The 23577-nt window shown below is 70.9% G+C and carries 13 protein-coding genes; 5 read left to right on the top strand and 8 right to left on the bottom strand.

The genetic code is table 11. The features are described from left to right. Positions 1-76 precede the first annotated feature (76 nt). Genes ACGFK0_RS00590 through ACGFK0_RS00580 form a run of 3 tightly spaced genes read left to right on the top strand, consistent with a single transcriptional unit; the run spans position 77 to position 9746 of the window. Entirely contained in the window at positions 77-6667 is a 6591-nt protein-coding gene (locus ACGFK0_RS00590) for a DEAD/DEAH box helicase (RefSeq protein WP_392897968.1), read from the top strand. Beyond that, a complete protein-coding gene (locus ACGFK0_RS00585; RefSeq protein WP_392897965.1) occupies positions 6664-8889 on the top strand; it encodes a UvrD-helicase domain-containing protein in 2226 nt (741 codons plus the stop codon). The genes ACGFK0_RS00590 and ACGFK0_RS00585 overlap by 4 nt, the downstream gene beginning before the upstream one ends. After that, the gene (locus ACGFK0_RS00580; protein ID WP_392897962.1) at positions 8886-9746 is read left to right on the top strand and encodes a serine/threonine-protein kinase; all 861 of its coding nucleotides are present in this window, start codon (positions 8886-8888) and stop codon (positions 9744-9746) included. Before ACGFK0_RS00585 ends, ACGFK0_RS00580 begins: the two co-directional genes overlap by 4 nt. Positions 9747-9821: 75 nt before the next feature. Here ACGFK0_RS00580 and ACGFK0_RS00575 read toward each other — a convergent pair whose 3' ends face one another. From ACGFK0_RS00575 to ACGFK0_RS00560, 4 genes are all read right to left on the bottom strand, one after another. Continuing rightward, on the bottom strand, positions 9822-12533 hold the full coding sequence (locus ACGFK0_RS00575) for a hypothetical protein (protein WP_392897959.1): 2712 nt from the start codon (positions 12531-12533) through the stop codon (positions 9822-9824). A 118-nt stretch (positions 12534-12651) separates the two neighbouring features. Further along, positions 12652-13125 (bottom strand): hypothetical protein, encoded by a 474-nt coding sequence (locus ACGFK0_RS00570; RefSeq protein WP_392897956.1) that lies wholly within the window; start codon positions 13123-13125, stop codon positions 12652-12654. Positions 13126-13129: 4 nt separating this feature from the next. Then, positions 13130-13831 carry a DUF4352 domain-containing protein gene (locus ACGFK0_RS00565; RefSeq protein WP_392897953.1) on the bottom strand — a complete coding sequence of 234 codons (702 nt, stop codon included), beginning with the start codon at positions 13829-13831 and terminating at the stop codon, positions 13130-13132. A gap of 17 nt (positions 13832-13848) precedes the next feature. After that, on the bottom strand, positions 13849-14712 hold the full coding sequence (locus tag ACGFK0_RS00560) for a ribonuclease HI (RefSeq protein WP_392897950.1): 864 nt from the start codon (positions 14710-14712) through the stop codon (positions 13849-13851). A 202-nt stretch (positions 14713-14914) separates the two neighbouring features. On the opposite strand from ACGFK0_RS00560, the gene ACGFK0_RS00555 reads away from it, so the two are divergent. Beyond that, entirely contained in the window at positions 14915-16909 is a 1995-nt protein-coding gene (locus tag ACGFK0_RS00555; RefSeq protein WP_392897947.1) for an N-6 DNA methylase, read from the top strand. A gap of 82 nt (positions 16910-16991) precedes the next feature. Next, positions 16992-18506: a protein kinase gene (locus tag ACGFK0_RS00550; protein ID WP_392897944.1), complete on the top strand. Its 1515-nt coding sequence runs from the start codon at positions 16992-16994 to the stop codon at positions 18504-18506. Here the strand turns inward: ACGFK0_RS00550 and ACGFK0_RS00545 are convergent. The 4 genes from ACGFK0_RS00545 to ACGFK0_RS00530 form a co-directional block, all read right to left on the bottom strand. Then, complete coding sequence (locus ACGFK0_RS00545) at positions 18484-20553, bottom strand: UvrD-helicase domain-containing protein (protein ID WP_392899558.1); 2070 nt, start codon at positions 20551-20553, stop codon at positions 18484-18486. The genes ACGFK0_RS00550 and ACGFK0_RS00545 overlap by 23 nt on opposite strands. Positions 20554-20675: 122 nt before the next feature. Further along, complete coding sequence (locus ACGFK0_RS00540) at positions 20676-21566, bottom strand: undecaprenyl-diphosphate phosphatase (protein WP_392897941.1); 891 nt, start codon at positions 21564-21566, stop codon at positions 20676-20678. 295 nt (positions 21567-21861) lie between these two features. Further along, on the bottom strand, positions 21862-22737 hold the full coding sequence (locus tag ACGFK0_RS00535; RefSeq protein ID WP_392897938.1) for a hypothetical protein: 876 nt from the start codon (positions 22735-22737) through the stop codon (positions 21862-21864). Beyond that, positions 22734-23078 carry a PadR family transcriptional regulator gene (locus ACGFK0_RS00530; protein ID WP_392897935.1) on the bottom strand — a complete coding sequence of 115 codons (345 nt, stop codon included), beginning with the start codon at positions 23076-23078 and terminating at the stop codon, positions 22734-22736. Before ACGFK0_RS00530 ends, ACGFK0_RS00535 begins: the two co-directional genes overlap by 4 nt. Positions 23079-23577: the final 499 nt, after the last annotated feature.

The following is a 23577-nucleotide window of genomic DNA, read 5'->3' as shown; positions in this document are numbered from 1 at the left end:
CGATCTTGAAGCGGGTGGCTCGCTTCAAGATCGGCCGGCTCGGCGGGGGAGTGCAACGGATGGAGAGGGGCGCGGGATGAAGCCGACGTTGGCGGCCGATGAGGTTCGGCGGAATCTGACGCAGTACCTCACGACGACGTTCGCGCTGGCGGACGAGCAGGTCCGCGACGGCTTGGAACGCTTCCTCAACCATCCTGAGCAGGGCATCTTCCGCGGCCCCTACTTGCGCATCCGTACTCCCTTCCGCCTTGAGGGCGACGGGTGGCGGGGCCTGCTCCAGTGGGCGCCGGCCGGGTTCGTCCCGTACCGCCATCAGGCCGCAGCCTTCCGGCGCCTGACGACGTTCAACCGCAAGGCGGAGCCGACGCTGATCACGACGGGGACCGGCTCCGGAAAGACCGAGTCCTTCCTGATCCCGGTGCTCGACCACTGCCGCAGGGCACGCGCTCAAAAAAGAACGGGGGTGAAGGCCGTCCTCCTGTACCCGATGAACGCCCTCGCCACCGACCAGGCCCAGCGGCTCAACGACTACCTCCAGCAGCCCGGCCTCGGCGACGTCACCGCGGGCCTCTACATCGGTGACACCCCGGAGACCGGCTACCCGCGCGTGTACACGCACCGAGCGGAGATCCGGCGGTCCCGTCCCGACATCCTCATCACCAACTACAAGATGCTCGACCTGCTCCTCCAGCGCGCCGACGACCTGCCGCTCTGGGAGGGCGCCGACCTCGCCTACGTCGTCGTGGACGAGTTCCACACCTACGACGGCGCGCAGGGCACCGATGTGGCGATGCTGCTCCGGCGCCTCGCGGCGGCGATCGGGCACAGTGAGCCGGGCCGGCCGCTCGGCAGGATCTGCCCGGTCGCGACGAGCGCGACGCTGGGGGAGAGCGGAGACGGGGCCGAGATCCGGCGGGTCGCCGAGGCGGTGTTCGGTACCGCCTTCGACCCCGACTCGGTGATCGGGGAGGACCGGCAGAGCACCGACGAATTCATCGAAGAGGCCGGGATCGACTACACATTGCCGTTGCCCGACCCGCAGGAACTCGCGTCCATTCCCGACCCGCACGGCGACGACGGCGCCATGGCGCAGATCATGCAGGCCGTCACCGGGCGGGACTCGCTCACCCCGCAGGAACTCGGCACGGTACTGCGGCAGCACATCCTCACCAGCGCCGTCCTGGAAGTCCTCGACGGGAAGCCGCACACGCTCGGGGAGATCCTCGAACTCCTCCCGCGCAAGGGCGCCTACAGCTGGGGCACGGCGGTCCGGCTCTCACCCGTGCAGGCCGCGGCGGCGCTCGCGCGGTTCGTCGCGCTGCTGTCCGAAGCGCGGGACCCCGAGGACGCGGGCCGCCCCTTCCTCCATGTCGAAACGCATCTGTGGGTTCGGTCGGTGACGCGGCTGCTGCGCGCGGTCGGTCCCCGGCCCGGGTTCGGCTGGTACGGCGAGGCCCCGCCGGTCGACGCGGAGACCACGGCCACCGGCGGCGGCAGGGAGATGCTTCCCGCCGTGTACTGCCGCCACTGCGGACGGTCCGGATGGGCGGCGATCTCCCCGGAACGCGACCCGCACGACCTCGTCACCGAACCGGCGCGCATCTACCGGTCCGGCATCGCGGAGAAACGCCTCGTCCGGCCGCTGATCACCGCGACGCGGCGTGAAGTGGAGGCGAAGGCGGCGGGGGAGCAGGGCGGCCCGAACGTTCTCGTCCTGGCGGCGAACGGCCAGCACATCCGGCCGCTGGACGCGGAGAAAGACCTGGAGAACTCCACCAAAACCGACTTCCGCGACGTGTTCGTCCTCACCGACCTCTCCCACAGCAAGGAGAGCAACCGGGACGCCGAGAACGACCGCTGCCCCGCCTGCGGCATGGAACAGGGCACGCGGTTCCTCGGCTCCGGGCTGGCGGCGCTCGCGTCCGTCGCGGTGACGGAACTGTTCACCGGCGGCCAGCTCGAGAAGCAGGAACGCAAAACCCTCCTGTTCAACGACTCGGTGCAGGACGCCGCGCACCGGGCCGGGTTCGTCGCCAACCGGTCGTTCGGGTTCTCCCTCCGCCTCCTCCTCGCGTCCCAGCTGGACGGCGCCGACGGGCCGAAGCCGCTGCACGAGCTGATCTCCGACACCGTCAAGGAGGCCAGCGTCCCCGAGTACCTCCCCTCGGTGGTGCCGCCGGACCTGCACGACCGCGACGACGTCGACGCGCTCCTCGCCGGCGAATCCGAAGGGTCCGCGCGGACCTGGACGCTGATCGGGGAGCGGCTCGCGTTCGCGTCCGTCCTGGAATTCGGGCTCCGCTCCCGGCAGGGCCGCACACTCGAACTCACCCGCACCGTCGCCGCCGAGGTCGCCGTCCACGACATCGACCGCATCGCCGACCTCGCCCGCGACCTCCAGCTCGCCGGACCCGCCGCACTCACCGGCCTGCCCGGCCACGACACCTACGTGACGTACGTGCGCGGGCTACTGGAACGCATGCGGATGCGCGGCGCCATCAAACACCACTGGCTCGACGCGTGGATCGACGGCGCCGGAACCAAGCGGTACATGACCATCTGGGGCAAACGCCCCGACGGGATGCCCGCCTTCCCGCGCGGGCTGTCCGCGCCGCGCTTCGTGCTCGGCGCGCCGAAAAACCGCAGCGAGTTCGACGGGATCACCGGGCGGCACAGCTGGCTCCAGGACTGGACGGCCCGCTGCCTCGGCATCGAGCACGGCGCGTCCGGCCACTACCTGTCCCGGCTGCTGAACGTCCTCACCGACGAGGACGTCATCGCCCGCCGCACCGCCGGGGACGGCGCCACCCCCGTCTTCGGGCTGCGGCCCGGCCACGTCCAGGTCCGCAAACTCGACGACGACCAGGTCGAGGGCGCCGGCGTGTACTGCCCCGTCTGCAACTGGCAGCAGACCGTCCACCCCGAACGCCTGCGGGAATGGGTCGAGGCGCACTGCCCGCGCTACCGCTGCACCGGACGCCTCGACACCGACACCCGCCGCAGCGACCTGTACGAGAACGACTACTACCGCCGCCTCTACCGCAGCGCCCGCCCGTTCAGCGTCATCACCGCCGAGCACACCGGCGCGCTCACCCGGCAGCAGCGCGAAACCGTCGAGCAGCAGTTCCGCGACGGCACCCGCTACAGCGACCCCAACGTCCTCGCGTGCACACCGACGCTGGAACTCGGCATCGACATCGGCGACCTGTCCGCCGTCGTCCTCGCGTCGCTTCCACGTTCCCCCGCCAACTACATCCAGCGCGCCGGACGCGCCGGACGCAAAACCGGCAACGCCTTCCTCCTCACGCTCATCGGACGGAACCCGCGCGACAAGTACTACCTGACCGATCCCACCGACATGATCGCGGGCGACATCGTCCCGCCCGGCTGCTACCTGTCCGCCGTCGAGATCCTCCAACGCCAGTACGTCGCGCACCTCGCCGACCTCGCCGCCCGCGAACACTTCGACGGGCTGCCGCCGATGCCGCGACTCGCTTCCGCGCTGTTCGGCGAATCCGGATGGCTGACCGCGTTCCAGGACGCCGTCCTCGGCCAGGGCGACGCCCTCGCCGACGGGTTCCTCGCCCTGTTCACCCAGGGCGACCCCGAAACCGGCGTCACCGAAGAGGCCGCCCTGCGGCTCCGCGACTTCGCCGCCGCGGGGCTGAAAGAGGCCATCGCCGCCGCGGCCCGCGTCTGGGACGAGCGGCTCGCCGACCTGCGCGCCCGCCTCGACGTCATCGACGCCGCCATCGCCGCGATGATCGACTCCGACCAGCAGCAGCGGAACCGCCGCAACGAACTGCGCGCCGAACGCCGCGCCGTCCAGGCCCGCATCGGCGAGATCGGACGCAGCGACGCCCACGGCACCCTCGTCGAACTCGGGCTCCTGCCCAACTACTCGCTCATCGACACCGCCACCGCCCTGGAAGCCACCCTCACCTGGGAAGAGCGCGTCGGCGACGACACCGGTGAGGCGCCCGCGCCCGCCGGCCGGCAGCGGACCGACCGGGCCCGCGGCGACCGGCGCTTCCACAGCGAACTCCGCGAATACGAACGGTCCGCATCCCTGGCCCTCACCGAACTCGCCCCCGGCAACCACTTCTACATTCGCGGCTACCGGCACGAGATCACCGGCCTCGACATCGGCACCCCGCAGCGCCCCGCCTACCAGCAGTGGCGCGTCTGCCAGGAATGCGGTTACGTCCGCACCACCGCCGCCGCCGAGGACCACAGCCCCTGCCCACAGTGCGGCAACGAGCGCATCGGCGACAGCAGCGGCCTGCACACCGTCCTCATCCCCACCCGCGTCACCGCCCACGACCTGCGCGACGACGCCCGCATCCGCGACGACCACGACGACCGGCAGCGCCGCTACTACGAGACCGCCGTCGCCGTCGACATCCCCCGCGACGAGATCGCGCCCGGCGCCTGGCGGCACGCCAAACGGGTGTTCGGCGTCGACTTCACCCGCCGCGCCGTCATCCGCCGGTTCAACCTCGGATCGCTGCGCATGGACCGCCCCGCCGGCGACCCGTTCGCCGGAGACCTGCGCCGCCTCAACCCCTTCCACGTGTGCCGGACGTGCGGCGGGGCCACCGCCGACGGCCCGCCCGACGGGGACGGGCGGCTCACCGGCACCACCTCCGGGTACGACACGTCCCGCAGCCACCACCGCCCCTGGTGCCCGCAGCGGCGCGGCGGCGACGTCGCCCACGAACCCCTGATCCTCGCGCACGAACTGCGCACCGAGGCGCTGCGGATCCTCGTCCCCATCGCCACCACGATGATCCCCGAGCGGACCGTCACGTTCGAGGCCGCGCTGATGGCCGGAATCGCCCGCAAGTACGGCGGCGACCCCGCCCACCTGCGCATCGTCACCGCCACCATGCCCGACCACCTGCACCACAGCGGGCACCGGCGGCGCTTCCTCGTCCTGCACGACACGCTGCCCGGCGGCACCGGCTACCTGCACCGCATGTCCACCGAGGCGGGCTTCCGCGAAGTCCTGCAAGAGGCGTACGAAGTCGTGTTCAACTGCCCCTGCGCCAACGAGGAGGACGGCAAGGCCGCCTGCCACCGCTGCCTGCTGTCCCACGTGCGGGGCGAGGAGTTCGACAAGGCCGACCGCGGCCTCGCCGCCGAGATGCTCGCCGAACTGCTGGAGGAATGGGAGACCGCGTCCGTCGCCAGCACCGACGACATCTCCCTCGTCAACCAGGTCGAAAGCGAACTGGAGGCCCGGTTCCTCGACGCGCTGATGCGGTGGGCGCGCAAGCCCGGCAGCGGCCGCGCCCTCAGCTCCGGCCCCCGCCTCAACGACCGCCGCACCGCCGACCTGCGCATCACCGCCGGGGACGACGTCGTCCACTGGCAGGTGATCCTGCAGAACACCATCAAGGAGACCCGGCCCGACGTCTACTTCAAACGGCTCGACGGGGCGCCCCTGGAAGTCGCCGTCTACCTCGACGGCTACAACTACCACGCCGCCCCGCACGCCAACCGGCTCGCCGGCGACGCCGCCAAACGCGCCCGGCTCCGCGCCCACGGCCGCGTCGTCTTCCAGATCACCTGGAACGACGTCGAACACTGGGAGTCCGGCCTGTTCCCCGAATCGCCCGCCTGGATCCCCTACCAGGGCATCGCGCAGGGACGGGCGCGCGAAGGCTACCTCGACGGCGGCGGCGACCCCGCCGAGCTGGCCGACCTGATCTGGGCCAACCCGATCCAGACGCTGCTGGCCTACCTGTCCGACCCCGACGGCGACCGCTGGCGGCGCCGCGCCGAAGCCGCCGTGACCGGGCTCGTGATGCCCGGCGCCGAAATGCGGCGCGCCACGCCCGACGGGATCGGTGACCTGCTCACCGCCGCCGTCCACGGCGACGACCTGCCCACGCCGCCGCCCGGCGACCTGATGCTCGCCCGCACCGCCGACGCCACCGGCTGCCCCCTCACCGTCGCCGCCGACGCCCGGACCCGCGCCTGGACGGCCCTCGCCGTCATCGACGACCGGACCACCGCGATCGAGGCCGACGAGGACGCCCACCGCCGCCGCTGGCACGCCTGGCTGTACTGGGGCAACCTCCTCCAGTTCCTCTCCCACGGGCAAGGCGACGGCGTCCAACTCGCCTACACCGACCTGTCCGGGTTCGACCCCGGCTCGCTCGCTCTCACCGGCGGCGCGGGTCTGCTGCCGACGCTCAGCCTCCTGCCGCCCGACCCCGACGACCTGCCGCCCGGCAGCGTCCAGGAAGCGCCGCCGGAACCCGAACCCACCCGGGCCGACCCGCATCGGGCGAGCGCGCCGCCGTCCCCGGCGGACGCCGCGGCCTCCCCGCCCACGACCGCGGACGCGTCCGTGCCGGACGACGCCTGGGCCGAAGCACTCGACCTGCTCGACCCCGACGAACCCCACCTCGCCGACCTGGCGCGCCGCCTGATCGCGCGCGGCGCCCCCGCCCCCGAGGTCGGCTACGAGCTGGGCGAACAGGCATGGCAGGCCGAACTCGCCTGGCCGGACGCCAAAGTCGCCGTCGTCCTCGCGGGCAACGACGACGAAGCCACCGGCCGCTACCACGCCTACGCGAAGGCCGGCTGGGAGACCCGCTCGGCGGCCTGGTGGGACTGCGACGAACTGGCGGAACGAATCGAGGCGGCGAACCCATGACCACGCAGGGCGAAGCCACGCTGCGGCTGCTCGACAAGGCCGACAAGGAGATCCAGAAGCTGCCGCGCGTCGTCAAAGGCGCGATCTACGAGTTCCAGCACGACTTCCGCAAGAACCCCGACGCGCGTGGCCTTCGGCTCAAGCAGCTGCAGGGCCACACCCGGCTCCACTCCGCCCGGATCAGCGCCGAATACCGGGCGCTGCTGCTGCACGCCGGCAACCGCGACTACATCCTCGTCGCCGTCAAACACCGCAAGGACGTCTACGACAACCTCGACCGCTACCAGTACAAGATCAACGATGTGACGGGCGGGATCGAGTTCGTCGACCTCGTCAGCGTCGAGGAGAACGTCTCCACGCCCCGACCGGCCGCCCGTCCCGCACCGCCGCCGGACGCGCCGGAACCCGCGCCCGCCGAACCCGCCGCGCCCTCGCCGCTGTTCGCCGGGTTCACCGACGACCAGCTCCTCCAACTCGGCGTCGCCGCCGCCCTGCTCCCCCTGATCAGGAAGATCACCACCGAGGACGAGCTGCTCGGCCTCACCGAACTCGCTCCGGCACTCACCGAGGAGGTGCTCCTCGAACTGTACTTCGGCAAGACGTTCGACGAGGTCCTCGACAAGATCACCACGCCGGTCCAGGCCGAGGACGACGTCGACACCGAGGACTACGCCACCGCGCTCAGCCGTCCCGCCACCCGCGTCACCACGTCCGACACCGAACTGCAGGCCGTCCTCGAAGACGACTTCGGCCGCTGGAAGGTGTTCCTCCACCCCGGCCAGCGCAAGCTCGTCGAACGCCGCAACAAGGGCTCCGCCCGGGTCAGCGGCGGTCCCGGCACCGGCAAGACCATCGTCGCGCTGCACCGCGTCAAACACCTCGTCGACCGGCTCCCGCCCGGCGGCGGCAAACCCGTCCTGCTCACCACCTACAACAAGAACCTCGCCGCCGACCTCCGCAAACGCCTCCTCGAACTCGGCGGCCCCGAAACCGTGTCCCGCGTCGAGATCGTCAACATCGACAAGCTCGCCGCCGACGTCGTCGCCCGCGCCGAACCCGGCGGCAAACGCCGCTGGATCGACGATGCCAAAGCCGTCCAGGAATGGCGCGCCCTGCTCCTCGAACTCGGCGAGACCCGCTGGGACCCCGAGTTCCTGCACGCCGAATGGACCCACGTCATCCTCGGCATGTCCGGCAACTCCCGCGCCGACTACTTCCGCACCCGCCGCCCCGGACGCGGACGCAGCATCGGCCGCGCCCAGCGCGCCGAGATCTGGCGGCTCGTCGAGAAGTTCCGGCTCCGCCTCGACGAGAAGAACCTGTGGACGTACCGGCAGGTCGCCGAACACGCCGCCCGCCTCGAACAGGAACGCGCCGAAAAGATGCGCCGGCACCAGGAGGGCGGTCTCAACGTCCACCGCGAGGACGCCTCCGTCGCCCGGATGCGCCACCGCTACTCCCACATCGTCGTGGACGAGGCACAGGACCTCGCCGCCGCGCACTGGAAGATGCTCCGCGCCATGGTCCCCGAAGGACCCGACGACATCTTCCTCGTCGGCGACGTCCACCAGCGGCTCTACGACAACTACGTCTCACTGAGCGTGCTCGGCATCAACATCCGCGGACGGCGCTCGTCGCGGCTCACGCTCAGCTACCGCACCACCCACGAGATCCTCGGCTCCGCCGTCCGGCTCCTCGGCGAAGAATCGTGGGACGACCTCGAGGGCGATACCGACGACCTCGCCGGCTACCGCTCCGTCCTGCGCGGCTCCCGTCCCGTCCTGCACGGCGCCGCGACCTGGGAAGAAGAACAGGACTACATCGCGTCGCTGATCAGCGATCTGATCGACGGGCCCTCGCCGTCCATCGCGGTCAGCGTCCCCGAACGCGCCAAGGTCGCCGAGATGGAAGCCCGCCTCGCCCGAGCCGGCATCCCCGCCGCCTCCATCGGGCCCGACGGGCCCCGCGCCGACGACGTCGTCCACGTCGGCACCATGCACCGCTTCAAGGGCCTCGAATACCAGCACGTGATCGTCGCCGGTGTCTCCGACGGGCTCGTCCCCCAGGCGTACCTGCGCAGATGGGAGCAGTCCGACCCGTCCCGGTACCGGCGGGAACTCCAGCGCGCCCGCTCCCTGCTGTTCGTCGCCGCCACCCGCGCCCGCGACACCCTCCACCTCACCTGGCACGGCGACCCCAGCCCCTTCCTGGGGGACCGGTGAAGATCGGCGACCGCTACACGCGCGGCGAACCCCTCGGTATCGGCGGCATGGGACAGATCTGGGAGGGCACCGACGACCGCCTCAACCGCAAGGTCGCCATCAAGGTCATCCGCCCCGGCCTGCCCGACCGCCCCGCCGCCCGCCGCCGCTTCTACCGGGAGGCCCGCATCCTCGCCCGCCTCCACCATCCCGGCATCCCCGCCCTGTACGACTTCGGCGCCCATGACGACGACCTGTTCATCGTCATGGAACTCGTCCCCCGTGCCGTGACCCTCCGCGACCTCATCGCCGAACGCGGCGACGACCTGCTCCCCGTCCCCTGGACCGCCCTGATCGGCGCCCAGTTCTGTGCCGCCCTGGCCGCCGCGCACGGGGCCGGGCTGATCCACCGGGACCTCACCCCGTCCAACATCGTCCTCTCGCCCGACGGGACCGTGAAGATCCTCGACTTCGGCGTCGCCACCGCCCTCGATCCCGCCGAGTTCTCCGCGATCACCCACCCCGGCGAGACCCCCGGCTCCGCCCACTACATCGCCCCTGAACTCGACGGCTACGCCACCGCCGACGCCCGCAGCGACCTGTACTCGGCCGGCTGCGTCCTCCACGAACTCCTCACCGGCCGCCACCCCGCCGCGCTGTCCGTCGCCTTCCGCGACGCCCTCCCGGAACCGGTGGCGCACGTCGTCGAAGCCCTGCTCACCGACGACCCGGCCGCCCGCCCCGCCACCGCCGCCGACGTCGTCCACACGCTGCTGCCCCACGCCCGCGACCTGCCCCCGCTCCCGGGCTACTACGCCCCCGCCCCGAACGCCCCGACCCACCTCTATGCCACCGCCCTCTCCAACCTCCCCACCTAACCCCGGCCTTTCGTTGGAGGGCCAGGTAGGAAGTGAACGACCAGGGCGTCGTCGCCCCGGTCGTTACGGTTGCCGTCATGATTTGGTTCGGCCCAGGGCTGTGTCGAGGTTGCGGCCCTCCCATCGGCCGTCGGCGCGCCAGATGACGGACATGCCGAACGCCTCGGCGAGAACCTCGGGTGCCCACGGCTCCGCCGGCGGCTCGGGAAGGACCAGGAACCGGTGCTCCGCCGGTTCGCCCTCGGCATGCTGCACCTCCAGGATGCGCAGGACCGCATCCCGCATGCGCCGGTAGGCGTTGCCGCCTTCGCCGAGCACCTCGTAGATGACTCTGCCGCCGGTTCCGTCGCAGATCACGTCCGCGGTGGGGGAGTCCACGGTGGGGACGAGCCCGGCCGTGTAGAGCTCGGCGATCAGTGCGTGCCGGACGCCCTCGTGCACGGTGCTCCGGCGCTCTTCCCGCACGGTGCATTCGAGGTCCGCGATGAACGCCTCGAAACCGGTCCCGGATTCGGTCTTCTGGGCTGCGGGCGCGGGTGCGGGTGCGTCGATCACGAAGTCGCCTTCCTCTGGGTTGACGGTGGCCGGCAGCAGGACGCGGGGGACAGGAGCGCCGTGCACGATCACCAGCGACCGCGTGCACCGGGTGATCGCCACGTAGAGCAGACTGGGGCCTCCGGGCGTCCCGGCGGCAATCTCGGCGGGCTCGACCAGGACCACATGGTCGAACTCCAAGCCCTTGACTTCCGCCGCGGTCAGCACGGTGGCGCGGCCGTCACCCGGCAGCTGCGCGCGAATCGCCTGTATGTCGTCCCGCCGGGCCTCGGGGACGATCACCGCGACGGAGCGCTCGTCGTCCGGCGAGATGAGGGACCGCGCCCGTTCGGCGGCCTCGTCCCGCAGGGCGGACGAGTCCACCGGCACCATCGTGACCGCCTCTGGGCCGACCGGCCGGATCGACCGGGGGAACGCCGCCCCCGGTGAGACGCTGCGGCCGAGGACCTCCGCGAATTCCATGACCTCCCGCGGCACCCGGTAGCCGACGGTCAGCTCCTCCAGATGCCAGCCGTCCCCGGCGGCGAGGGAATCACCGAGCACGGACCAGTCCCGATAGGCGTGGTCTCCCGTCGCCTGCGCGAGGTCCCCGAGGACGGTCATGGACCCGCTCGGGCAGCGCCGCGCCAGCGACCGGGCCTGCATCGGCGTCAGGTCCTGCGCCTCGTCCACCATGATGTGCCGGTAGCGGGGCGGGCCGTCGCCGGTCAGCAGGACGCGCAATTCCTCTAGGCAAACCCGGTCCTCGCGCGACCAGGGCTCCTCCCCGACGCGGGCGGCGGGCGGGCGCGCGATCGCCGCCTGCTCCTCCTCGGTGAGCACACCGTCCGCTGCGGTCCGCAGCACCGCCGGGTCGCCGAGCAGCCCGCGCAGGACGCCCTCGGCGGTGACGTTCGGCCAGACCGTGTTCACCAGCCCGACGACCCGCGGGTCCCGGTCGATCCTGCGGCGGACGTCGTCGTCGGGGCGGCCGTGAACCGCCTCTGCGCGCAACCGCATCAGGTGATCGACCAGGTGGGTCCTGAAACGGCGCTTCCGGACCGCGAAGGGCGCGGTGTCGTTCGCCTCGGCGAGCTCGCGCAGGGCCGCACCGGGCACGGCCAGGGGGACGCCCTCGAACCGGATGTCGAAGACGTCGTCGCGCAGCCGGCCGACCACGCCGGCGCGCGGGATCGCCTCCACGGCGCGCCGCAGCACCTCCGCCATCCGGGCATCCGACTTGACCAGGCGCGCGGCCCGCGGGTCGACGCCGCGTGGCTCGTCCCAGAGCTTGTTCAGCACGACCGCCGTCACGTCGCGTGTCCCCAGGCGCGGCAGGACGCCGCGCACATAGCGCAGGAAGCCGGGGTGCGGCCCGACGACCAGCACCTCGCCGGTCTTGAAATGCTGGTTGTAGAGGAGCCAAGAGATCCGGTGCAGCCCGACGGCCGTCTTACCGGTGCCCGGCCCGCCCTGCACGATGAGGACGCCTTTGCGCTTGTCGGACACCAGAAGAAGTTGCTCACGCTGGATCGTCTCGACGATGTCGCGCATGTGCCCATCGCGGGCCCGCTCCAGGTCTTCGAGGAGGAAGTCCTTCAGCCCTCCGGTGGGGGAGACCGCGGGCTCCGGGGTGGCCGCGGCCTCGTCGCCCGGCTCGGCGGGCGACGGGACCGAGACCTGCTCGGGGACCGGAGCCCGTCCAGGAGCCCGGGTCGGCTCGGGTGCCCGGGTGCGCTCAGGGGGCTGGGAGCGCTCGGGAAGCGGAGCACGCTTGGGCGCCGGAGCTCGCCCGGGTGCCGGGGAGCGTGGAGGCGCCGCGGCGTCCGCCCTGATCTCGTCCCGGAAGTCCTTGACCCTGTCGCCTTCGCAGCGGAGCCGGCGCCGCAGCCGTATCCCGCCGGGGGTGTCCGGAGGCCGCAGCAGCCACTCGGTGGCCATCGGCGTCTGCCAGTTGACGACGAACGTGTCCCCGGCCTCGTCGCGGACGTTGCGGCGCCCGATGTACCAGGTGCCGGCCTCCTCGTCCTCGTCGACGTCCACGCGCGCGATGACCAGGGCCTCGCTGTCGAGGTCGCTTTCGAACCGAACCTCCGGCGCCACGTCCGGGATGAACGCCGTCCCCGCACGCGAGTCGGTGATCTCCGAAGGACGGAAGGTCTCGCGATTGATGCGGAACCTGCGCTCGTAGCACGCGTAGGCGCGATCGACGGCGCGCTGCTCTTCCGCGAGGGTGGACTTGCGATCGGTCAAGCCGTGACTCCTGTCATTCCGCCCGCCAGTGACGGCGAAAATGTCCGATGTGGCGGGAGAAGCCCCTGTGTCTGATGGGACGCCCAGGTCAGGCGACCGGTTGCCGTAGCGCGAGTCATCATTTTCCGCCGAGAGGGACGCACCCGCGCCCGCGGAAGGCACCGCGGGCGAGCAGCACCAGCTCCCCCTTCGACCAATCTCCGCTCCGACCCTTTGCGCTCATGAATCGAGGGCGGACGTCAGGAGCGCGGGAGTCCTTGATGGCGGCGAGGAGGGCGTCGACGATCCGGGCCGTGACGCCGGAGCGGCGGACGCGGGTCTCCAGCTCGTCCTCGACGATCTCCTCGGGCGCCCGGTCGTCGCCGGACACGTCGATGCCCGCGCGCTCCGTCCGCACCAGGTGACGGATCGTGCCGAGGAGGAGCACGTGCCGGTACCCCTTTGCGGCGCCCGGGAGCGGCAGCAGCGCGTCCCGCACCGCCAGGGGAGTGGGCGGCCCGCCTTCGAGCCCTCCGAAAGTTTCCAGTGGACGAACCGTTGGTCGGCCCGCGGCCGGCTGCGGGACGGTCAGCGCCCACGTCACGCCGGACAACCCGTCACCTCCCGCCCAGCGGCACGGTGACGCCGCCGGAGAACATCGAGTCGTGCAGTTCGATGGCCTTCAGCTTCACCCCGCGCGGAACGTCGTAGATGAGCTGGCCCTTGACGGAATTCCCAGGGTTGATCTGCTGCAGGAACGACTTGCCGTCCTGGTTCGTCCACAGCGACGCCTCCGGGTCGGCCTCGAACTTGCGGTCCTTGGTGTCGAGAAGCGTCTGATTGTGATGGGTGAAGGTCCGGGCGTTGTCGCCGATGTTCTTCACGGTCACGGAGATGATGACGAACTGCCCCTGGGCCTTGTCTCCGAAGTATTCGTTGCCGACCTTCTTCACGCCCTTCTTCACCTTGGTGACGGTGAAGGCGAACTTCCCGTCCCGGTATTCGCGGCCGATCCCGTTGGTGACGGGCTTCTTGGACTTCTTCTCCGCGGTCCCCTTGGCCGGCGCGGACGCCGCCGGAGATCCACCGGCCGCCGCCGGAACGTCACCGGACGTGGCGGCCGGGTCGGACGTGCTGCCGCCGGTGGCCACGATCGCGGCGCACGACACCATCAGGAACAGCGTCGCGACGCCCCCGATAAGGGCGTACAGGCATCCCTTGCCGCGCTGCCTCTGCGGCGGCACCGCGAACGCGGGCACCGGCATCGGCGGGGGCGGGCCGGGACGGCGGCCGTACGGGCCGTACTGGTCATGGCTCATCTCGATCTCCTGGAAGTTCAGGCGGCGATACCGCCGGTGCGGTGCCACGCGTGCAGGAACGCCTCGACGAGGCCCTCGGCGCGGGCGATGGAATCGAAGGTCTCGGTGACGCGGCGCCGGGCGATGGACGCCAGGGAGTCCGCGGTCTCGTTGAGCGGGTGGCCGGAGTGGCCCTTGACGTACTCCAGCCGCAGTCCGGGCCGCCCGACGACCTGCCGGGCCAGCCGGACCAGCGTCGGCGCCGCCCCGGACCGCCGGGGCCGCAGGTCGTAGCCGTCCGGCATCAGGCCGGTGTCGCCGTGCCGCCACGCCCGCAGGTACCGCAGCGCGGACAGGCTGTCGACGAGCAGCACCAGGTCCCGGCCGTCCTCGACGCGGTCGAGCAGCAGGGCCACGGCCCGCAGCTCGCTGACCAGCACCCTGCGGGGCCCGGTCGGGTCCTGCGGGCCGAACGTCCAGCCGCGCATGCCCCACCGGCCGTCGCTGACGACGTAGCCGATCCCGCAGGTGCCCTGCTTCCAGCTCGCGTCCGTCGCGGCGACGAGCGCGCCCGGGAACGCGGACCAGCCGGGCACCCGCCCCTGCGCCGGCGCCCTGCGGCCGCGCACCGCGGGCCTCGGCGCCTGCGGGCAGGTCCGGGGGTGCCGCCCGCCGCCGATGTAGTGCTCGGCCTCGGTGACGAGCATCTCCGCGATCGCGTCGTCGCCGTGCCGGACGGCGGCGAAGCACAGCCGCAGCAGCCTCCGCGCGACGCCGCAGCAGCCGCACCAGGCGGCCCGTGTGGCGCATGCGCGCATCCGCTGGGTGCGGTCGGCGAGGCCGGGCGGCATGCGGCTCTGGGCGTCATCGAACTCTCGCAGCGACATCGTCGGGACAAGCATGGAAATCAACTCCGCTGATCTCGGGGGAAGCGGATCGGCTGTACACAGCAAACCACACATCTATCTGTGAACGCAATCAACCGAAGAAGGAGCGTTCACAACAGACTCGCCTTGAAACGACTGTGATGGCGGCGTGAACGAGATCAACCGCCGCAATGGCCGTGGTAGGCGCTAGGGTGGAGATCATCGAGGCTGTCCGCTGATGGGAGTGCCGGTGCCGCACGACGCGACGGTGACCGCGGCCGATATCGCGCGGCTGGCCGCGGTCGGCCGGGCCGCGGTGAGCAACTGGCGCCGCCGCCACGACGACTTCCCCCAGCCGGTCGGCGGCACGGCCGTCAGCCCGACGTTCTCCCTCGCCGACGTCGAAGACTGGCTCCGCGGCCAGGGAAAACTCGCCGACTCACCCGTCCGCGAACGCGTCTGGCAGACGCTGCGCGCCGCCGCGTACGGCGACGTCGAACTCGCCGACGTCCTCACCTTCGCCGGCGCCTTCCTCCTCTACCTGCGCGCCGACCCCGGCCACTGGCGGGGCCTCGCGCCCGCCCCGGACGAGAAGATCGCCGCCGCCCTCCCCGGCGCCGTCCGCGCCCACACCGACCTGATGCCGGACGGCCCGCCCCCCGACGCCGTCCCCCTCGTCCGCGCCCTCTCCCAGCTCGTGGACGAACTGGGCGTCGCCGAGACCTTCGAGTTCCTCCGCACCCGCTACCTGGAGCACCACAGCCGCCGCGTCTACCTCACCCCGGAACCGGTCGTCCGGCTGATGCTCGACCTCGGCGGCCCCGCCCGCACCGTCCTCGACCCCGCCTGCGGCACCGGCGCGTACCTCGGCATGGCGAACGACCTCTTCAAGGACGTCGAAGAGCTCCTCGGCCAGGAGATCGACGACACGACCGCCCGCATGTCCGCGATCCAGCTCGCGCTGCACGGCGCCCCCGCCGAGATCCACCCGGGCGACTCCCTCCTCGCCGACGCCTTCCCCGGCCGGACGGTCGACCTGGTCGCCACCAACCCGCCGTTCAACGACCGCGGCTGGGGCTACGAGGAGCTGACCGGCGACCCCCGCTGGGAGTACGGCCTCCCGCCCCGCATGGAATCGGAACTGGCGTGGCTCCAGCACGGCCTCGCGCACGTCAGGCCCGGCGGAACGGTCGTGATCCTCATGCCCCCCGCCGTCGCGAACCGCCGCTCCGGGCGCCGCGTCCGCTCGGAACTGCTCCGCCGCGGGGCGCTCCGGGCCGTCATCGGCCTTCCCTCCGGCGCGGTGCCGAACATGGCGGTCGCGCTCGCCGTGTGGGTCCTCCGCCGACCGTCCCCGGGCGACACCCCCGCGGACGACGTCCTGATGGTCGACACCTCGGCCGACTCGGACACCTTCCCGAAGGTCGCCTTGGACGCCTGGCGCCGCTACACCAAGGGCAAGGCAGATGGAACGGACGCGAGCGTCGTCGTACGCATCATCGACCTGCTGGACGACGAGGTAGACCTCACCCCCGCCCGCTACCTCCCGCAGCGGAGCGCCCCCGCATCGAAGGGCTCGTTCACCGCCGCACAGGACCTCCTCCTGACGAAGACCGCCGAACTACGGGAAACGACCGCCGAACTATCTGCTCTCACCCAGGCCGAGGCGCGCGACGACGTCCCGATGACGACGATCGGTGAACTGGCGAAGGCGGGCGTGCTCCAGATACTCCGTCCCCCTCCCAGGGTGAGGATCGGTGAAGGAGACGTCCCCGTCCTGACCCTCGAAGACGTCGCCCTGGGCGGCGCACCCACGGGAACGGCCGCACCGGACGCCGACCACGTGCCGACGACCGCCGGCGACATCGTCGTCTCCCTCGCCGCCCGCCACCCCGCCGCCCGCGTCATGACCGGGGACGGCCCCGTCCTCGGCCCCGGCCTGGCCCTGGTCCGGGTCGAACCGGCCCGCGCCGACCCCGATTTCGTCGCGGGCTGGCTGCTGCTCGGCGCGCAGGGCGCCCGCCTCCGCAGCTCCACCTCGTCCGCCCGCTTCGACGTCCGCCGTGCCCGCCTGCCCCGCCTCACGCTGGAGGAGCAGACCGAACTGGGCCGGGCGTTCCGGCAGCTCACCCACCTGGAGTCCGCCCTCCGCGAAACCTACGAACTGGGCGCGGACGTCCTGCGCCTCGGCCTCGAAGGACTGGGCGCCGGCACCCTGCGCCCCTCCGGTTGACGCCGCCCCTCCGATTGACGCCGCCCCACCACCGCCGTCCGGACGCTAGTACGCTGCGGGCACGGCCCTGAGGAGGTGGGTGGTGCGGCGGGGCGATCTCCTCGGGGAACGCGAACGGTACGAACTCGATCAGGCGATCGGGCGCGGCGGAATGGGCGAGGTGTGGCGCGCCTACGACCGCTTCCTCGACCGGCGCCTCGCGGTCAAGTTCACCCGCGTATCGGACGAGTCACTCGTCGGTCGCTTCGAACAGGAGGCCCGCAGCACGGCCTGGTTCGAGCACCCCGGAGTCCCGACCGTCTACGACTTCGGAAGCCACGACGGCTGCTTCTACCTGGTGATGCAGTACGTCGAGGGCATGACGGTCGACCACGTCCTGGACGCCGAGGAGAGACTGTCCATCTCGTGGGCCGCGCTCATAGCCGCCCAGGTATGCGCCGTGCTGCACGTCGCACACCGCCGCCCCTTGGTGCACAGGGACCTCAAACCCAGCAACCTGATGGTCTGCCCAGACGGCTCGGTCAAAGTCCTCGATTTCGGCGCCGCCGTGGGGCTCGGCCCAGGCGACGTACGGCGAACGACGACCGGGCTTGGCGCGCCCTACACGCCCGGCTACACCGCCATGGAGCAGGTGTACGGCACCCCGAGCCCGCAGAGCGACCTGTACTCCCTCGGCTGCGTCCTCTACGAGATGCTCACGGGCCGCCGCGTCTTCTCGGGCGACACCCCCTACGAGGTGCTGCGCCGCCACGAAGACGACGACCCGACCCCGCCGAGCGACCTCCGCCCCGACATGCCACCCGGGCTGGACGCACTCGTCCTGCAACTCCTTGCCAAACAACCGGGCGACCGCCCTGCGAACGCCGACGAGGTCTACCGGCGCCTACTGGAGTTCGTCACGTCCCTTGAATCCTTGCCGGGCATCGTCGACACGGTCGCCCCGCAACACCTGTACGCCAACGCCGTCAGCCGAATCCGGATAACCGGCAGGGCTCCGCGTACTCAAGCACCAGCGGAACGAGTCGAACTCCCCACCTTCGATGAGGTTGTCCAAGCGCGCGCGGAAGCAGGCGACCTCGCCGACGAAGGCCGCTACACCCAAGCAGCAGAGTTGCTCTCCGACCTGACAGAACCCGCCCGCCTGGCCCTCGGTGACGAAGACCCCGAGTACACGGGGCTACGCCTGGACCTGGCCGATGTCCTCTTCCGCGGCGGCGACCACCGCCGGGCCGTCCACGCCTACCGCGCCGCCGCCGTGACCTTGGCCGAGTGGTACGGCCCGGACGACCCCCACGTCCTGAACTGCCGCGAACAGGAAGCGGTCTGCCAGGCCCACCTGGGCGCCACCGACACGGCCCTAAGCCATCTCCAGGAACTCTTGGACGACGCCTCCGGCGGCAGCCCCCGCGACCCCCTGACCTTGCGCATCCGCGAACGGATCGCCCGCCTGAAGCTCGCCGCAGGCGACACGGACCGGGCCCGCAAGGAACTGACCGACCTCCTGTCCGACCTGACCGCCCTCTACGGCGACGACCATTCGCAGATATCCGGCCTGCGTACCCTCCTGGACGACCTCAACCAGGCAGGAACGGGCTAGGAGAACCCGCGTACGACACGTACAGGTGATCCCGGGCCCGCGTGGAGGCCACGAACAGCAGGCACCGCTCCTTTTGGATGTCCTGGGCGTGCGCCTTCGGGTCCTCGCCTTCCGGCGTGATGGCATTCGCCGCCGGCATCCACTTCTCGCCTGCGCCGATGACCGCCATACACCGGAACTCAAGGCCCTTCATCTTGTGCATGGATCCGACCTGCACGCCCGCCGACTTATTGGGCACCTGATACGCGGCGATGCCCTCATCCTTCAAGCGCTTCGCCGCCTTACGCGCCACCCACACGTACCGGGCCGCGACCCCGATCGCGCTGGGCTCCACGTCGGCGTCCAGCCAGGCCCGAATCTGCTCGACGAGCCCGTCCAGCTCCGCGTCCTGGTCCGGGTAGTCCTTCACCACCGGACGCCGTCCGTGAATGGGGGACCGGTAACCGTCGAGGGTGTCCGCGGAATCATCGAGCCCCTGCGCCGGCGACAAGCCCAGCAGCGGCACCGACCAGGCCAGGATCTCCTGCGTGGTCCGGTAGTTCAGCTTCAGCTTCGTGCTGCGCCCCCGCACATTGATGCCGAGACTCGTCAGCGACACATGGCTGTCGTAGATCCGCTGATGCGGATCCCCGACGATGAACAGGTCATCGGGCCCCTCCGCCACGAGCCGGCGCAGCAACCGCCACTGCGCGGTATGGATGTCCTGCGCCTCATCGATGATCACATGGTCGTACCCGGGACCGTCCACCAGCTCCGCCGCCTCATTGGCGAGCTGCGGGAACGTCGACCTGCCTTCGGCGGCCAGCCCGTCCACCACATGCCGGATGGCGCGCCACACCACCGGCCGCTGCGCCTTCCCAAGCGGAACCCCGCGCCCGGTCCGTGTGCACGCGAGGTACTCCTCCTCGGTCTCCAGCCCTTGCGCCAGGATGATCTGCTCCCACTCCCGGCTCAGGAAAGAGGGCGAGAACGGCGTCCCTTCCGCGGCCTCCTCCCAAAGCGGATCGAGCACATCGGCCCCGGCCACTCCAGGCTTGTGGTGCCTCCCGACCACCTCGTAGGAAACCGAGTCCACGGTCTTGACATGAACCCGATCCCGCACTTCGGGGTCGTCCACGAGCAGCGCGAGCTGTTTCTCCAGCGCCTCCGCCAGGTTCCGCGTGAACGTGGTCAGCAGAACCCGCCCACCCTTGGACGCGAGGAACCTCGCCCGATGAAGCGCCGCAACGGTCTTCCCCGTCCCTGCACCACCCGTCACCTGCGCGGGCCCGCTGTAGGAGGGCCTCAACGCGACCCGCCTCTGCACCGGATGCAGGAAGATCCGCCAGGTGTCGAAGGGGTGCGCGAGAATGTCCCGCAGCTCCTCGGGCCCATTCACGAAAACGACCTGCCCGGGTGTCCGCCGCATGGCCGCCACCAGGTCATCGGGATCGACGTCGGCCGGCTTCTCCTCCACCGCCAGCGTCTTGGCGACCTCTTCCCACGCCTGCTGCGGGTTCATGCCCTGCGCCAGCGCCAGCAACGCCATGTACTGCGGCTCGGGCAGCAGCCTCTCCATCGCCTGGAGATGCGCGTCCTCCGTCAGCAGCCGCACGAGCGGGAGCAGCTCCTCATCGATGCCCAGCCGCTGCAGGTCCTTGTCGAAGACGTGCTCCAGCAGCCGGTAACCGGTCCTCTCGGCGGCCTTCTCCAGCGCGGGGGACATCTCGTCCAGGGCGACCTGGTCCCGTACCTCGAACACGCCGTGCGCCTGGTTGACCGAGAACTTCCTGCTCGTGGCCCAGCTGATCGCGTCATCGTGGGGCATCACCGCCAGCAGGCAGTACACGTCCCCCCTGTCCGGCGCCAGCACCACCCCGCGCCAGGACTGGTCGATCCGGATCGTCCGGATCCGTGAATCCTTGGCGGCGGCGAGCTTCTCCAGGTGCAGCCCCGCATGCGTGTGCTCCGCGAACTTCCCGATGGCCGCGTCCACGCCCTTGCGCACCTTCGGCTCCAACTTGGCGTACTGCGGCATGAACGAGTTCGCAATAGCCAGCTGAGCCACCCCGCACCGCCCTTTCTCACGCCCTGACAACGTTGTCAGGTCGGAACATCCTAGGAGCACCCCGCACCCGGGAACGATTGAACCCCGTACTACCGCCCGACCACCTCCGGACAACCACGGAATCACCCGTGGGCGCCACCGGCGAGCGGGTCGAGCACACCGAACCAGACCAGCACCAGCACGGTGGCGCCCAGGGCGATGCGGTAGAGGACGAACGGCATGAAGCTCCTGGTGGAGATGAACCTCATGAACCAGGCGATCACCGCATAGCCGACCAGGCCGGCGACGACGGTGGCCAGGATCGTCGGCCCCCAGTCAACGTGGCTGCCGGGCTCCCCGATCTCGGTCAGCTCATAGGCGCCGGACGCCAGCACGGCCGGAATGGCGAGCAGGAACGAGTACCGGGCCGCGGCCGCACGGTTGTATCCGAGGAACAGGCCACCGGTGATCGTGGCCCCCGAACGCGACACACCGGGGATGAGCGCAAGCGACTGGCACAGCCCGTAGATCAACCCGTCCCGGACGGTCAGGTCCTCCAGGTTCTTGACCGGCCGGTCCGCACGGTGCCGCCCGACGGCCCGCTCCCGGTCCGCGTTGCGGGTGGCGTAGCGGTCGGCGAGGGCCAGCACGACACCGAGACCGATCAGCGTGCACGCGATCAGCCGCAGGTCGCGGAAGGGCCCTTCGATGTAGTCCTTCAGAGTCAGGCCGAGCACACCGATCGGCACCGAGCCGATGATCACCAGCCAGCCCATCCTGGCGTCGCTGTCCCCGCGCGCCTCCTCGTTCACCAGGGAACGCGCCCAGGCGGTGACGATCCGCGCGATGTCCTTCCGGAAGTAGACGAGCACCGCCGTCTCCGTCCCGATCTGCGTGACCGCGGTGAACGCCGCCCCAGGATCACGCCACCCGGCGGCCACGGCCGTCAGCCGCAGATGGGCGGACGATGAGATCGGCAGGAACTCGGTAAGCCCCTGGACAAGCCCAAGGACGATGGCTTCGAACCACGTCATGCGGAGTGGTAACTCCCTGTGATGGACCCCGCCACGGCACGGCGGGATAGCGGCAAGGTGATCGGGCGGCACCAAGCCGCAGGGCACGGGCGCCGCCCGATCAAAGGAACTGGTCAAATGCCTCCAAGTTTCCCACCGATCCCACCCACCGAGAACCAGCACATTCGTCCCTCTGAGTGTGGCCGTCATAAGCAGGAACGTTTGTTCACCGGTGGCGGCAACGTTGGCGTCCTTGTCGCCTCCGGGATGTCGATGAGTTCCGTCAACGGTGCGGCTCTGCGTTTCGGCGGTTCGGTTATTGCGGATGGCGACGTTCGGGGAGGGGCTGGGGCCGCCATGCTGTCGCGATCATGGTGAGCAGGAGCCCGATGAGGGTCAACCAGTAGCCGGTGACTTGCGCGCTCGCGGGCGGGTTGATCAGCGGGGAGGCCACGCCGGGCAGGACGTAGATGGCCGAAGCCAGTGCCCAGCGCGGATTGCGCGCGATCGCGGTGGCCAGCACTCCGGCGAGTAGGAGGGCGCTCTCTGTGCCTGCCCTGACCAGTTGCCAGTTCTGGCCGTACTCGTGATTCCCGGGCATGTAGGTGAGCGCGAACGAGGCCGCAGGGATGACAAGCCACCACAACGGCCGCGCACGCAGACGCCGCGGCCCGGCCGGCCTGCTGGCCGCGAGTGCCACTGCCCCAAGCGCCAGCACGCCGTAGGGGGCGAGTGAGACCCAGTTGTGGTTCGACGGTCCGAGGATCTGCGCCGGCGAGGATGACGCCTGAGTCCCCAGCAGCATGGCCCGGCTGGTCGAGAGCGCTACGAGCAGGGCGAGGGGTAGGGCCACCAGTGCCCGGCCGCGCAGCAACGCCGCCACCAGCGCCGCCGAAGCGGCCAGCCACCAGGGGGACGAATGGTCGGCGATGCCGTAGGCCATGTTCGCCAGTGCCAGCATCAGCAAGCCGAGTTGCAGCCCGTCGGCCCACCACGGCGCGGCGGTGGCCGCACGAGCCCGGGCGGCGAAGCCCGCGGTGAGCAGCCCGGCCGTCTCCCGCAGCGAGGGAGCACGGCGAGAGGTGCCGTTCAGCAGAGCATCGATCATCTCGGCGCCGTACTCGGCGCGGTGACCAGGCGGGAACGCCCGCAAGAACAGCCGATACCAGCGTTCGGTGCATGACCCGCTCATGCTCCGGCGTCCCCCGTCACCAGGGAGGTGCGGCCCGTGACGACCCGGGCGGCCTGCTCCATCCGCAGAGCCTCGCGGGTGACGGCCAGGCGCCCGTCCTCGGTCAGCCGGTAGTAACGACGCGGACGGCCCTGGACTGCTTCTTCGCGGTCCACGACGATCAGCCCGTCGCTCGTCAGCCGGTCCAGGGCTCCGTAGAGGGTGCCGACGGCCAGCCGGACCCGCCCGCCCGACTGCTCGTGCGCCCTCTTGATGATCCCGTAGCCGTGCACGGGCCCGTCCAGCAGCGCGGCCAGTACGAAGTACGTGGGCTCGCTCATCACCGTTGCTCGTTTGACCATACGGGAGACGATATATCGACTGTCGAAGTATAGCGAGCGAGTCCGATCAGCTCAGCTTGGCCACCGCGAGAGGAAGAAGGTCACGGGCCGCTCCAGGTCATACCTGCTAGTACCCGCCTATCTGGCAAGCCGTGTTGCTCGATCTCATCAACATGGCAGCGCCCTAAGAAGAGGCGTTCATCGAACTCGCCGACAAACGTTGCCGGTGAACGCCCACAAAATCAGTCCCTCTGCCAACACACGCCGCGCCACCGCCCCTCCACCAGCGCACGACGGCACCCGCTCCCTCACCACTCCCGCAACCATTCGCCGAGCCTCCCGTCGTCTCGGGAGCCCGCCGGCCAGGTCTTCGTCCGGCGAGGCCGCGGGCCACTCCCGTGTGCGCGCGGAACAGGAGCAGCTCGGCGAGGTCGACTCCCTCCGAGCCCAGGCGTCAACGTCGCCGGCGCAGCCACCACATGCGCATCGACCGCCCGGCAGTGATCGCCCCTGCATCGCC

The organism is Spirillospora sp. NPDC048823, assembly GCF_043198445.1.
In the GTDB taxonomy this organism is placed as follows: Bacteria; Actinomycetota; Actinomycetes; order Streptosporangiales; family Streptosporangiaceae; genus Spirillospora.
The sequence above is the reverse complement of the archived record's forward strand: the minus strand, read 5'-3'. Positions and strand labels throughout refer to the sequence as shown.

What these genes read in the sequence shown, in the direction of transcription:
- ACGFK0_RS00565 (WP_392897953.1), bottom strand. Translation starts at nt 13,831, where the DNA reads ATGAGCCATGACCAGTACGGCCCGTACGGCCGCCGTCCCGGCCCGCCC.
- ACGFK0_RS00535 (WP_392897938.1), bottom strand. Translation starts at nt 22,737, where the DNA reads ATGAGCGGGTCATGCACCGAACGCTGGTATCGGCTGTTCTTGCGGGCG.
- ACGFK0_RS00530 (WP_392897935.1), bottom strand. Translation starts at nt 23,078, where the DNA reads ATGGTCAAACGAGCAACGGTGATGAGCGAGCCCACGTACTTCGTACTG.
- ACGFK0_RS00540 (WP_392897941.1), bottom strand. Translation starts at nt 21,566, where the DNA reads ATGACGTGGTTCGAAGCCATCGTCCTTGGGCTTGTCCAGGGGCTTACC.
- ACGFK0_RS00560 (WP_392897950.1), bottom strand. Translation starts at nt 14,712, where the DNA reads ATGCTTGTCCCGACGATGTCGCTGCGAGAGTTCGATGACGCCCAGAGC.
- ACGFK0_RS00555 (WP_392897947.1), top strand. Translation starts at nt 14,915, where the DNA reads ATGGGAGTGCCGGTGCCGCACGACGCGACGGTGACCGCGGCCGATATC.
- ACGFK0_RS00590 (WP_392897968.1), top strand. Translation starts at nt 77, where the DNA reads ATGAAGCCGACGTTGGCGGCCGATGAGGTTCGGCGGAATCTGACGCAG.
- ACGFK0_RS00585 (WP_392897965.1), top strand. Translation starts at nt 6,664, where the DNA reads ATGACCACGCAGGGCGAAGCCACGCTGCGGCTGCTCGACAAGGCCGAC.